This is a genomic window from Apibacter sp., assembly GCF_025291155.1.
In the GTDB taxonomy this organism is placed as follows: domain Bacteria; phylum Bacteroidota; class Bacteroidia; order Flavobacteriales; family Weeksellaceae; genus Apibacter.
The window spans coordinates 1-13,966 of record NZ_JAMBJZ010000003.1 but is presented as its reverse complement, the minus strand read 5'-3'; the positions used below and the strand labels follow the sequence as shown (position 1 = coordinate 13,966).

The 13,966-nt window shown below is 33.7% G+C and carries 9 protein-coding genes; all 9 read right to left on the bottom strand.

The window, feature by feature from the left end; genetic code table 11:
• Positions 1–8 precede the first annotated feature (8 nt).
• Positions 9–1,679, bottom strand: coding sequence for an alkaline phosphatase PafA (gene pafA, locus M3Z80_RS00735; protein WP_293916571.1), 1,671 nt, complete (start codon positions 1,677–1,679; stop codon positions 9–11).
• 2,089 nt (positions 1,680–3,768) lie between these two features.
• Positions 3,769–5,796 (bottom strand): transketolase family protein, encoded by a 2,028-nt coding sequence (locus M3Z80_RS00730; protein ID WP_293916569.1) that lies wholly within the window; start codon positions 5,794–5,796, stop codon positions 3,769–3,771.
• Between the two features lie 168 nt (positions 5,797–5,964).
• The gene (locus M3Z80_RS00725) at positions 5,965–7,677 is read right to left on the bottom strand and encodes a ribulokinase (RefSeq protein ID WP_293916567.1); all 1,713 of its coding nucleotides are present in this window, start codon (positions 7,675–7,677) and stop codon (positions 5,965–5,967) included.
• A gap of 34 nt (positions 7,678–7,711) precedes the next feature.
• Entirely contained in the window at positions 7,712–9,394 is a 1,683-nt protein-coding gene (locus M3Z80_RS00720; RefSeq protein ID WP_293916565.1) for a ribulokinase, read from the bottom strand.
• Positions 9,395–9,424: 30 nt separating this feature from the next.
• Complete coding sequence (locus tag M3Z80_RS00715) at positions 9,425–10,135, bottom strand: L-ribulose-5-phosphate 4-epimerase (protein ID WP_293916563.1); 711 nt, start codon at positions 10,133–10,135, stop codon at positions 9,425–9,427.
• Between the two features lie 4 nt (positions 10,136–10,139).
• The gene (locus M3Z80_RS00710) at positions 10,140–11,003 is read right to left on the bottom strand and encodes an HAD-IIA family hydrolase (RefSeq protein WP_293916561.1); all 864 of its coding nucleotides are present in this window, start codon (positions 11,001–11,003) and stop codon (positions 10,140–10,142) included.
• A 64-nt stretch (positions 11,004–11,067) separates the two neighbouring features.
• Positions 11,068–12,489, bottom strand: a complete 1,422-nt coding sequence (locus M3Z80_RS00705) for a sn-glycerol-1-phosphate dehydrogenase (protein WP_293916559.1) — start codon at positions 12,487–12,489, stop codon at positions 11,068–11,070.
• A 45-nt stretch (positions 12,490–12,534) separates the two neighbouring features.
• Entirely contained in the window at positions 12,535–13,185 is a 651-nt protein-coding gene (gene fsa, locus M3Z80_RS00700) for a fructose-6-phosphate aldolase (RefSeq protein WP_293916557.1), read from the bottom strand.
• Between the two features lie 67 nt (positions 13,186–13,252).
• The coding region (locus M3Z80_RS00695; protein WP_293916555.1) for an MIP/aquaporin family protein at positions 13,253–13,966 on the bottom strand (714 nt) is incomplete at its 5' end.

Below are 13,966 nucleotides of genomic sequence, written 5' to 3'. Positions count from 1 at the left end.
AACGATTATTATTTCATTTTATAATCTACCGGTTTACCTATAGAACCGCTAGGCATTTGTATTTTTAATAAAGAAGAAATTGTCGGAGCAATATCAGTCATATAAACTTCATCTGAAGTACTACCATGAGGTATTTTCCATCCCATTAATACAAAAGGAATATGCGCATCGTCCGGTCCCCAAGTACCGTGGGTACCTCCTTTGGTAGGATGATATTCCAAATCGTAAGTTCCGGCATCTAAGATTATTTGTATTTCACCTGAATAATCTCTATTATATCCATTAATAATTTTTTCTTTTATATATTGAGGAATTGTAGCAACAGCCACTTTTTTCATATCAACCGCGTATAATACACCTTTTACATCTTGAAGGTAATTGATACATTCTAATTTAAGATCTTCCAGATTTATATTCGCTTCTTTAATTGAAGTATAATTAAAGTTTACTTGATAATTATTAAAATTTCTAACTAAATCGTCTCTTCCAAATTTATTTTTAAGATAATCATTTAACTTCTTTTCATACGGAGTTAATCTATGTAAAGCGCCTGACATCTTATTTTCATTCATAAATTTAGCATTCGGTGTAGCCGCATGATCAGCAGTTAAAAACACTAAATAATTTCCTTTTCCAACTTTTGTATCAAGATATCCTAAGAGATCCGCTATTTCCTGATCTAGCTTTATATATAAATCTTCTGTTAAAATTGAGTTTATAGAAAATTGATGTGCCATTTTATCAGGAGAAGAATAACTGATAGCTAAAAAATCAGTTTCTCCTGTTTTATTATTTCCAAGCTTCTCATTCTCTATTGCCAACTTAGCTATATCTGTAGTAATTGTATTTCCATAAGGGGTATATTGAATCAATTTTACTCCTAAAGATTTCATCATTTGAGAAGTTTTCATCGGGAATGTAAGGTTATCATAGCCTTTAAATCCAATCTCATAACTACCTAATAATTTTATATCCGGACTTTGTATATAAGTGGAAATCGGATAGGTTGGATTCCAATCTTGATTAAGATATTTCTCAGGCATATTTTTAGCATTATAATCCTTTAGCCACTTAGGTAGTTCATTCATGTAATAAGTACTGGTAATCCATTTACCACTTTTAGCATCAAACCAATAAGCTGCGTCAGCTGCATGACCTGCAGGAAGAATGCTTCCTCTATCTTTCAGTGATACACCAATTACTTTTGATCTGAAATTAGTAGCATATTTCAACTGATCTGTTACTGTAGACACTTTCAAATTCTGAGGAGACATTTTTCCAACTTTATTTTCAGGATCATCCAATCCTACTCCTTTAACCTTCGGGTCTTCTGTACAATAAATGCTTCTTCCTGTACTTTGTTCAATAAAATCATTCCCGGCAATACCATGAATTGCAGGTACCGATCCTGAATATACTGTGCTATGTCCAATTGCAGTGAAGGAAGGAATATAATTTAACATACAGTTTTCAAATGAAAAGCCTTCATTTAAAAGCCTTCTAAAACCTGCATTACCATAACGATCATACAATCGATACAAATAATCCCATCTCATTTGATCTACGATAATTCCTACAACAAGTTTGGGCCTTTCGACCTGAGATTTATTTTGCGCCCCTAATGAAGAGTAAACTGTCATTATTGTTAGCAAAATCAGAGTAATTTTTCTTATTTTCATATTTTTATTATAAGTTCATAATCTCACAAATATGGCTTTATATATATTATATAAATTACATACTTTATTTTATGTTTTTATTTTACATATATAAAAAATAAAATAATTTTTTAGAACAAAAAAAGCATTTTTACCTAAAATTTAAAAAACAAAAATAAATAAATTAATTAAAATTAATTATATTATCATAATAAGCATTCATTTACTAGTTTATTTATATGATGTATCCAAATATAAAAAAAATTATAAATTAAATTAATATTTTTTCATATTAATAGAAACACTAATTTATTTTTTAGATTAGTTTAATTAAGCCTTTAATTTTCTTAACGAAATATACTATTTATATATGAAATTATATAGTATTTTCTATTATTATAATTTATTATTAAAAAATAATAAGTAATTTTTCAATAATTGTTTACTATATCGCATAAATAAAAACATATAAGTATGAATATTTATAAGTTATCTATTTTAAAACTTGCTCTTATTTATATTAACTCTCTTTGTAAATCTTAAATAATAAAAAAGATAATTGTATAAGTACAATTATCCCTTTTTTTAATAATTCTAAATAAATCCTTTGTCTACTGATTTCAAAAATTATATCTAATCTTTAACAGGTCAAGTGTTTTTACTTAAACTTAAAAACCAGAGGAGATAAAGCTAATGTAATTGCAATGAGTTTTCATCAATATTCTTTATGAAAGTCTTCGAATGAATTCACCATTTCTAACAACGAATTGTTTTTTAATCGGTTGATCTTTATCTTTGATAAATCTATTTCTAAGATTTCATCGTAATTATATTTTGAATTAGAAAAATGGTAGTGCTTGATCATTTTTTTGTGAAGGAGGAATATATTCTTAAGTATCCTTAATTAATTTTAATTCACAATTTTTAATACAATCCATTGATTGCTTAATAACTATATCAATCATTAATATCATAATCTATAACATTAAAATCTACATTATTATAAACATAAAGATGATTTTTTGTTACAATCTTTTAATTCTCCATAGGGTTGCACATTAAGGGTTGTAAGACATTTTAATACAACTGTTGTAGTTTTGTCTCCTATATTGACGATCGTCATCGTTGGAACATGATCCTAATAAGATTGGAGCTATCCATATTTTGATTTTTTCATATCATTTATTTATGTAAAGCTTTTATTAGTTAATTTTTTACTATTAATCTTACAAAAAATCAGTTTTCGACTTACATTGTATAAAACATAACAGTTATCTATATTCCGTATGAATATTGTCGATAGATGTTTACTATATATGTCTTTTAAATGATAAATGGCATATGATATAGTCTTAGAATTTAATTTAAAGATTTTTCATCATCAGCTAGCTACATGAATTTGATAAAATCTTTGTAACTGTTTATAATTTTTAGTAGGATCTTCAAGACTTTAATCTTTACCTTATTAGATTTAAATATTTTTTTAATTTAGCTCATATATATGTCTGAAATTTTTGGGCTTTTTAATAATATGGAGTGTAAATTCCTCTTATTTATCGAGAGTAAAAAATTTTTCTACTTTTTTATTTCGGTAATATAAATTGTAATCTTCATTTAAATATTTGATGAACTACTGGACAGCCTGATTGTGGTGTTATGGTAAAGGCTTCATCTTCTTGTAAGTTTAAATTCGTAATTTTATATCCTATTAATTACGGAATATCCGACTTGCATGTTTGAAATATTGAAATGTTCTCCGGATACTCTTACAAAATTCTAATTCTTAATTCGAGAATATTCTGTGATTGGTTTGAATTTGTCCTCATCATTATTGTTACATGAATAGGTTAACGTTATTGCAATAACAATAATTAATAGCTTTAATTTTTTCATATTAGTAGTATTATTTGTTTAATAGATTCCATGCTAACTTTAAAAAACAACCAGCCATTACATAATAAACATATTATTAACTTATTCCCCCTATTAACGCAACAAAATAATAACAAATAAATATAGAATATTTACATTATTTACACTAATAAAAAAGGAGAATTATATAATAATTCTCCTTTTAAAAAGTCTATTAATTTTAATTCAATTACGAAAACTATTTAATCATTTTTTTCACTTGTTCATAAACATTTTCTGGTGTAAAACCTAATTTTTGGTCTAATACAGAAGCAGGAGCAGAGTATCCGAAAGAATTCATACCCCAAATTTTACCGCTTTCGCCCACCAATCCTTCTAATGTTACCGGAAGTCCTGCGGTCAATCCGAATTTTCTTTGGCTTTTTGGAAGGATAGACTCTTGATATTCCTTAGGTTGCGCTCTAAATAATCCCTCAGAAGGCACTGAAACAATTCTGCACTTTATTCCGTCTTTTTTCAATAATTCTGCACCTTCCACCAAGGTTGATACTTCCGAACCTGAAGCCAATAGAATTATATCATACCCTTCCTCTTCCTGAACTATATAAGCCCCTTTAGAAGCTTGTAAAGATTCATTATAACGGTCTTTTATGGCCGGTAAATCTTTAATATTTTGACGGGATAAAATCAAGGCTGTCGGTGTATGAATGTTTTCCATAGCTAGTTTCCAAGAAGTAGTCGTTTCCTGTACATCAGCCGGTCTTAAAACCAACATTGAATTACGCCCTTTATGATTTTGCAGCTTTTCCATTAAACGGATTTGTGCTTCTTGTTCAACCGGTTCATGAGTCGGTCCATCCTCTCCTACTCTGAAAGCATCATGAGTCCAAATAAATTTTACTGGTTGCTCCATTAATGCTGCAACTCGTACTACAGGCTTCATATAATCAGAGAAAACGAAGAAAGTTGCACAAGCGGGAATTACCCCCCCATGAAGACTCATTCCTACACATAAACAAGCCATTGTAAATTCTGCAACGCCGGCTTGTAAAAAAGATCCAGAAAAATCATTTTTGGTGAAGGCATGGGTCTGTTTTAAAAACCCATCTGTTTTATCAGAATTGGATAAATCAGCAGAAGATACAATCATATTTTCCACTTGCCTTGCAAGGGCCTCTAAAACGGTTGAGGAAGCCGCACGTGTTGCCGCATTTGGTTTTTGTGTTATACTATCCCAATCAACCTTAGGAGCCAATCCTGAAAACCAAATTTTCATTTTTTCTGCTAATTTGGGATTTTCTTTTTCCCATTGTTCTTTGGCTTTGTTCTTAACTTTTACAATTTCCTGCAATTCTTCTGCTCTTTTTGCATAGAGAGCCTGAACTTCGGGAAAAATAGCAAATGGTTCGTCAGGATTTCCTCCCAAATTGACAATGGTTTTGGATAAATCTCCACCGGCTTCTCCTAAAGGTTGACCATGTGTGGAAACTTTATTTTCAAAAGATTGCCCTTGCGCATCGACAGCTCCTTTTCCCATAATAGTATGTCCTATAATAAGGGTAGGCCTGCTTTTTTCAGCTTTGGCTTCATGTAATGCCTTACGGATTTCAGTAGGGTTATTTCCTTCTATGTTAATAACTTTCCATCCCCAAGCTTCGTATTTTGCCGCAACATTTTCTTGATTTACTTCTTTTACTGTGGTGGAAAGTTGAATTCCATTGGAATCATAGAACATAATCAAATTATCTAAACCTAGATGTCCGGCAATTCTACCTGCTCCTTGAGATACTTCTTCTTGTATTCCTCCATCTGAAATAAATGCATATATGGTCTGCCCCATAACATCTCCCAACCGTGCTTTTAGAAACTTTGCTGCAATGGCAGCTCCCACGGCGTAGGCATGTCCTTGCCCTAAGGGACCGGATGTATTTTCTACTCCTCGCTCTACATCCAACTCCGGATGTCCCGGCGTAACACTTCCCCATTGACGAAAATTTTTAAGATCATCCATAGTATATTTTCCTGCTAAAGATAACACGGAATATAACATAGGTGACATATGTCCCGGATCCATAAAAAATCTATCTCTCCCTTCCCATTTTGGGTTCTTAGGATCGTACTCTAAAAATTCGGAATATAATATATTGACAAAATCAGCTCCTCCCATGGCTCCTCCCGGATGTCCTGATTTCGCTTTTTCAACCATTGATGCAGCTAATATTCTGATATTATCTGCTGCTCTATTTAACGTTTTAATGTCGGTCATTTTATTTTTTATAATTTTTGGGGTTCAAATTTACGTTTTAATTACACTTGTATTCATTATTTAAAGTAATATTGTGAAAATTAAGCAATAATTTTATTAGCTTTTTTCATAATATTTTTACAAAATGTACAAATTGTTCTTATTTTACCCTATATATACTGTTTATATTTATAACAATTCTTTGATATTTTCTAAGTTTAAATATTTATTAAATTCTTGGTTATAATGTTTATTATATTCTTGATTCGGATAATAAATATTTGATATTTCCATTCCCATTTTGCCTTGCGCTTCAGGTAAATCCTTATATATACCTGCAACCACGGCTGCACACATAGCGACTCCTAATGCGCATGCTTCTCTTGTGGCAATAACTTTTATGGGCATTCCTATCACATCCGCCATGACTTGCATCACATAAGGTGATTTTTGAGAAATCCCTCCTACAGCAATAATTTCATTTAATTTTATCCCATTATCAACAAAACGATCAATAATGTTCTTGGCTCCATATGCCGTTGCTTCTACTAATGATTTATATACAAGAGGTGCTACACTGGATAAGGCGATTCCCGTTATGGTTCCTTTTAATTCATAATTTACATTAGGAGACCTCCTTCCGTTAATCCAATCCGTAGATACTATATTACTATCTTTAGGCGGTATTATCTTCGCTTGTCTCGCCAAACTTGGAATCATTTCCGCATATACCTCGTCCCTTAAGTTTTGCCGTGTTTCCGGATCACCGATATTTGATTTTAGCATAATATTATCCAACGGCCACATTAATAATCTCTTAAACCAGGCATATAAGTCTCCAAAGGCAGATTGCCCTGCTTCGAAACCCACCATCCCCGGAAGAATGATATCATCTGCTTGTTGTGGAATACCCGGAACCAATTTGTTTCCTATGCTTTTGGGACCTACGGTAATGGCACAAGTAGAAGTTCCGACAATTTCCACCATAGCTTTATCTTTTACTCCTGCACCTATAGCTCCGGCATGACAATCTAAATTTCCTACAGCAATAAGTACATTTTCCGGAAGTCCTAATTTGGTTGCCCACTCCTTGGTTATTGTTCCCGCAATTTGATCACAGGTATAGGCCTCTTTATGAAAAGTATCAACTAAGCCGTCCAAGGAAGGATCCATCGTTTTAAAGAATTCATTAGGCGGATAGCCGCCCCATTCTTTATTCCACATTGCTCTTGATCCGGCAATTCCCATACCTCTTTTTATTTCTTCGGGTTTTGTAATACCGCAAAGTATGGCGGGTAGCCAGTCGCTCGATTCCACAAAAGAATAAGCCGCTTGTTTTATCTCAGGTATTCTGAAAATATGAAGTGCTTTGGTCCAAAAGTGTTCGGTTGAATAATCTCCGCATCCAGCCGATTTGGTATAATCTATATGCCATTTTTTTGAGAAATCATTTAAATACGCATTGTCTTTCTGCCCTGTATGATCTTTCCACAAAATAAACATAGCATCAGGATTTTCTGCAAATTCAGGAAGTAGTGATAAAGGCACACCTTCCTTATTTACCGCTACTGGGGTTGAACCTGTCATATCGGTACTTATCGCTTTTACTTTTTCTGCTGCTCCCGGAACTTTATATAAAACATCTTTGACTATAAATTCGAGAACCTCCAAGTAATCTAAGGGATGTTGTCTAAATTGGGTTTTGACGGGATTACAATATAATCCTTTTTTCCATCTGGGATATTCTTTGATAGATAAGGCTAATTCTTTTCCGGTTTCTGCATCCATTAAAATTGCTCTTCCGGAATCAGTACCATAATCCAATCCTATTACTAAATTGTTTGATAGTTGCATTTTTTGGGTTTTAGTTTGAAGTTTTTTTAAAGAGACAGAATAAATCATATTGTTTATCATTTATTCCGTATCCATATTTTTGTTATGGTTGTCCGGTTAGCTCTTTTACCTTCTCTAACCGTTTGTATTTTTCATATTCAACATTGTAATGTTTATGATTTTGTTCATTTGGATAGTAAATTGTTGATATTCCCATACCCATTTTTTCTTGCGCATCTTCTAATCTTGAATAGATACCTGCTGTTACGGCTGCACACATGGCAACCCCCAAGGCACAGGCTTCTCTAGTAGCTATAACCTTAATAGGTTTTCCCAATACATCTGATAAAATCTGCATTACATACGGAGATTTTTGAGAGATTCCCCCTACGGCAATAATTTCATCGATTTCAATCCCATTATTAATAAATTGCTCAACAATGGATCGAGAACCATAGGCGGTTGCTTCAACGATGGATTTATATATGAGAGGGGTAGTACTTGATAAGGCTAAACCGGTTATAGTTCCTTTTAATTCATAATCTACATTAGGAGTTCTTCTTCCATTGATCCAATCGGTAGCAATAATATGACTATCTTTAGCAGGTATTAATTTTGCCTGTCTGGCCATTTCAGGAATCATCTTATCATATACCTCCTGAATTACTTTATCTTTAGTATCCTTATCTATATAATCTATCTTGGCAAATATTTCGCGTAATGGCCACATTAATACCCTCTTAAACCACGCATAGTAATCCCCATAAACTGATTGTCCAGCTTCATAGCCTACCATACCCGGAATTATTGAATCGTCTGCTTGACCGGAAATGCCTGGAATTAATTTATTGTTTTCACTTTTCGGTCCAACTATAATATCGCAGGTAGAAGTTCCTATTATTTGTACAATTGCTTTATTTCTTACTCCTGCGCCAATTCCTCCTGCATGGGCATCAATATTACCCGCAGCCACTTTAACGTCGGTAGTAAGTCCTAATCTTTCCGCCCATTCTTCTGTTAAGTTCCCTATAGTTTCAACGCAGGTATAGACTTCTTTAGAAAAAGTATCAACGATTCCATCTAAAACCGGATCCAATTCTTTGAAGAATTCATTGGGTGGATAGCCTCCCCATTCTTTATTCCACATTACTTTAAAACCGGCTGTACATATATTTCTTTTTAACTCTTCTGGTTTTTTAAGTCCGACTATAAGATTAGAAAGCCAATCGCAGGCATCTACAAAAGAATGCCCGATTTCTTTGATTTTAGGGTCTTCTCTGAAAATATGAAGCGCTTTAGCCCAGTAATGTTCGGCTGAATAATTTCCTCCTCCTCCTGCATATCTTGTATAATCGGTATGCCATTTTTTGGAAAAATTATTTATATGTTCACAATCTTTGACACCTGTATGATCTTTCCATAAAATAAACATCCCGTTAGGATCTTCAAAAAAATCTTCTCGTAAGGCTAAGGGTGTACCTTCTTTATCAACAACAACCGGAGTGGAACAGGTCACATCAATGGCTAATGCCTTTATTCTTTCTTTAGCAACGGGAACAGTATTCACCACTTCATTGACGATATACTCAAGTACTTCGACATAGTCTAAGGGATGGTGCCTGAATTGATAATTTATAGGATCGCAATACATGCCCTTTTTCCATCGTGGATATTCTTTCACGGAAAGCGCCAATTCTTTACCGGTTTCAGCATCCATTAATATGGCTCTAGCTGAATCTGTCCCGTAATCAACACCGATTACTAAATTGTTTGAAATGTTCTTCATTTTTTTGTTTATTCAGTTTGTTTGTAGTAATTATTTGTTTTTTTCTTGTCCATAATAAGCGTTTGCTCCATGTTTTCTTTCATAATGTTTATGGATCAACGCCTCTTTTAATCGCAAGGCATCAGGGTTTATTTGTCTAGTTAAATAGGCCATTTTTGCTATATTTTCCAAAACGGCACTGTTATAAACTGCTTTTTCTGCTGTCTTTCCCCAAGTAAAAGGTGCATGGCTTCCAACTAATACCATTTCCATTTCTTTATGGCTCAACTTTTTTTCTTTTAGAATGTTTATTATTTGAAAACCTGTTTGGTATTCATAATCTCCTTTAATCATTTCATCGTCCATGGGAGGAGCGCAGGGTATATCCGAAATATTATGATCTGCATGAGTTGTACCGAATATGGGTATATCTAATAAGGATTGTGCCCATGCTGTAGCATACGTGCTGTGGGTGTGTACTATTGAATTAACATCTGACCAATGTTTGTATAAAACTGCATGGGTGGGGGTATCTGATGAGGGTCTTAAATTTCCTTCAACTACTTTTCCATCAAAATCTACCACAACCATATCCTCAGCTTTTAATTTTTCATAGGGCACACCACTCGGCTTTATGGCAAAAACACCCTTATCGTGATCTGCAACACTTACATTACCCCAGGTAAATAATACAAGGTTTAGTTTTGGTAATAATCGGTTACCTTCAAATGCTTCTTCTTTTATTTGAGCATATTTTTTCATAGATTTATATTGAATGTGAATATTCTATTAAATTTCCTAATACTTCAATACTTGGCAAAACAATATCTAGTTCCGGATTTGCTTTTTCCGCATCTGCCAAAGTGGCTTCTCCGGTCAATACCAATACTCCGAATGCCCCTGCATTATGTGCCATCATCATATCGGTGTAAATTCTATCTCCGACCATAGCTACTTCATCAGATTTTAATTTTTTAGCTGACAATATACCATCCAACATTTCTTTTTGTGGCTTACCTAAAACGATATCTGGCTTTCTCCCCGTTGCAGTTTCTATAGAAGAGCAAATAGAGGCACAATCTACTAAAACTACTGGTTTATCGGTCGGACAAACTTTATCGGGATTGGTAGCTATGTATATTTTACCTTGTTTTGCCCACCAAGCTGCTCTGCATAATCTTTCATAGCACAAAGTCATATCAAAGGCTACTATCACAGCATCCGGTTCATCTTCCGCCGAATCTTCTGTAGAGATATATCCTGCCTTTTTAAATTGTTCAATCATACTGGGAGTTCCTAAAATAAACAGCTTTTTTATTTGAGGATGTTTCGATTTTAGATAATCTATGGTAGCTACAGCTGATGAATACATTTCTTCTTCTGATGCTTCTATTCCTAAACCTTCTAGTTTCTTTAAATAATCTGAAATGCTTTTAGAAGGATTGTTAGTCAAAAAAGAATAACTTACTCCTAATCTTTTTAACTGTTTTAAAAAACTGATTGTATAAGGGAATAGTGTTGAGCCGTTATAAATGGTTCCGTCCATATCTAGAGCAACGTGTTTTAGCTTTTTTATTCTTTCTAAAAGAGCATTCGGAATCGTTTTTATATCTGTGATATAATTTTCCATACAATTTATATTTAAATGATATATAAGGCGCATATATAACTTTAGTATATATGCGCCTTTTAATTTATTTTCCTTTTAATGCTCCATTTACACCGAATAATTCATCAATCCATTGATCAAAATACCCTGCTCTGTAAGCAAAATCCAAAATTGTATATCTGCTGCGTATTTTATGTGCTCTATAAAAACTGTCTCTAAGCCTTTTTCGTGTAATTCCGATTTCTTCCGGTTCAACAGGTGCTCCCACTGCTGCTAAGCGCTTTTTAGTTTCTTCAAAAGGAATGACTTGCGCTCTAAGTTTTCCTTTTAATTGATTCCAATTATTTTTTATTTTATTAAGTTGTTCTCTTAATTCTTCTTTTGTAACGTATTTATCTGTAGTTTGGGCAATTGCAAAAGGATGTATTTCTGTTCCTGCAAACATTTCATCTATTTCTTTTAATTGCGCTTCTAAGGTTGGCCATTTTTCAACCGCGGCATCTATATTTAACTGATCTATGGATTCTTTTAGCATAACTTCATACAATGCGGTAATTGCTAAAGTACCTATTCCTACTTTAAATCCATGAGACGGTGCCTGTTCATCTTGATTGGGATATAGACCGAATTTTTTTGCCATTTCTCCTTTGAAAGTATGATGTTCCATATCCCAAAGATGGCTAAACTGATGTTCTGATCCAGATGCAGGACGGCTTACTCCTGCTCCCCAAGATTCCATGGATTGCATTGCAAATCCCCCTAACATTAAACCTTCTGTTAGTAATTCAATTGCCTTAGGATTACCTTTTTTTGCTCCTGTAGGGTCTTGTAAGGCTTCGGCTAAACCGTCTTGAACGATATTCCATGCACTAGTCATAGGTTCTATCCCTTTTTTTGGATGATTAGGATCGGCTAATTCAGCTGCTAATATCCAATCAGCTCCCGATATAACTTTAGCATATAAATCTGCATAACCGGAAGCTGTCATTAAAGGTGGAGCTGCTGCAATTATATCTATATCAGCAACTAAGGCTCTGGGAGCTTCACAGGCATGGGTAATTTTTGCTCCTTTGTTTGTTATGGAAGCTCCGGCGGATGAATACCCATCCATAGAGGCTGCTGTTGCAACACACATATAGGGACGTTTTAACTCAGAGCTTGCTCTTTTGGTCAGATCATTGATAACACCGGAACCTACCGCTATTGGGGTAACATCTTTATCTTTCAGATAATCTCTGATTTGCTCAACAAAAATATAATCTGCATACAAGTTAGGGTCATCTAAAATGTAAGGTTCTTCCCCTTCTAAACCTGCACTTTTTATTGCTTCATGAACTTTTTTTCCTGCTACTCTGTAGGTATTTGGATCTGCTATAATTATCGCTTTTTTTCCGGGGAATTGTTCTTTAAATATTTGTGGAACTTTACTGAGTATATTAGATTCGATTTCAAGAAATTTCGTTTCTTTTGCTTGTTTTAAAGCCGATTTTATACTTTCTTTAGACATTTTTTTAGTTTTTTGTGGTTGATAATTTGTTGGTCTTTATGTAATTTAAAGCTTTTTTGAGTCTTCTATAAATTTAGCTAATCCTATATCTGTTAATGGATGTTTTAGCAAATCAAGTATAGGTGCTAAAGGAGAGGTAATAACATCTGCTCCAATTTTTGCACAATTAATTATATGCATTGAGGATCTGATCGATGCGGCTAAGATTTGTGTACTATATCCATAGTTATCATAGATCTCTCTGATTTCTGAAATTAAATTCAACCCATCTGTAGAGGTATCATCCAGTCTTCCTATAAAGGGAGATACATAGGTTGCTCCTGCTTTAGCGGCTAATAGTGCCTGCCCCGGTGAAAATACTAGAGTACAGTTTGTTTTAATTCCTTTACTTGAAAAATATTTAATGGCTCGGATTCCATCGTATATCATAGGAACTTTCACCGTTATTTGTTTATCAATTTCAGCTAATTCTTTACCTTCTTTGATAATACCTTCATAATCTGTGGATAAAACTTCTGCACTTACATCTCCATCTACAATTTCGCATATAGCTTTGTAATGAGCATATATACTATTCTTACCGGTAATTCCGACTTTCGCCATAATGGAAGGATTAGTGGTTACTCCATCAAGAATTCCTAGATCTTGAGCTTTCTTGATTTGCTCTAAATCTGCTGTATCAATGAAAAATTTCATTTTTATTTATTTTTTTATGATTTTGTGATTATATTGAATATTTTAAAACGAACTTTTTATTAATCTATTAATTAAAGTAGGGCTTAACTATTACATAAAGGGCTGCAGCTATTAATCCTCCAACTATAGGTGCAATGGAAGCGTAAATTATCCCATATCCCCAATCACTGCTTCCTTTTCCTTTGATAGGTAACAGTTGATGAACTAATCTTGGCATAAGGTCTCTAGCCGGATTTAAAGACCATCCTGTAACCCCTCCATAGGCCATACCAATAGCAAAAATCATAAATCCTGCAGGCAAAGCTCCTAGTGAACCGAATCCGACCATAGAATGTGTAAATTGCGGAATACCTGTAGTATTTTCAATAATTTCTCCCCCATGGTTTGAACTCATTGAAAGCCCTATAAATACTAAAAAGAATGTACCAATAGCTTCCGCAGCAAAATTTTGAATTGAATTATTTTTTCTAATAGATGCATTAGTAGCAAAAACACCGAGTATCTTAGAAGAATCACCGGAAGTAGCTGAAATATGCCCTTTATATACGAATGAAACTAAAAGAGCTCCAAGAAAACATCCTATAAATTGCGCGGTAATGTAAGGGAGGACAAATTTTTGATCTAATACACCTGCCGCCCATTGTGCTAGTGTTACAGCCGGATTAAACTGACCGCCGGTATCAAATGGAGATGAAATTATTACTGACATAGCTACTGCAAATCCCCAGCCCAATGGCCCACTCAATGCTGCTTTGTTTCCCTCTCCATAGGTTTTATCTAA

Coding starts and splice junctions, on each gene's coding strand:
- M3Z80_RS00710 (WP_293916561.1), bottom strand. CDS start 11,003: ATGGAAAATTATATCACAGATATAAAAACGATTCCGAATGCTCTTTTA.
- M3Z80_RS00720 (WP_293916565.1), bottom strand. CDS start 9,394: ATGAAGAACATTTCAAACAATTTAGTAATCGGTGTTGATTACGGGACA.
- pafA (WP_293916571.1), bottom strand. CDS start 1,679: ATGAAAATAAGAAAAATTACTCTGATTTTGCTAACAATAATGACAGTT.
- M3Z80_RS00730 (WP_293916569.1), bottom strand. CDS start 5,796: ATGACCGACATTAAAACGTTAAATAGAGCAGCAGATAATATCAGAATA.
- M3Z80_RS00715 (WP_293916563.1), bottom strand. CDS start 10,135: ATGAAAAAATATGCTCAAATAAAAGAAGAAGCATTTGAAGGTAACCGA.
- M3Z80_RS00725 (WP_293916567.1), bottom strand. CDS start 7,677: ATGATTTATTCTGTCTCTTTAAAAAAACTTCAAACTAAAACCCAAAAA.
- fsa (WP_293916557.1), bottom strand. CDS start 13,185: ATGAAATTTTTCATTGATACAGCAGATTTAGAGCAAATCAAGAAAGCT.
- M3Z80_RS00705 (WP_293916559.1), bottom strand. CDS start 12,489: ATGTCTAAAGAAAGTATAAAATCGGCTTTAAAACAAGCAAAAGAAACG.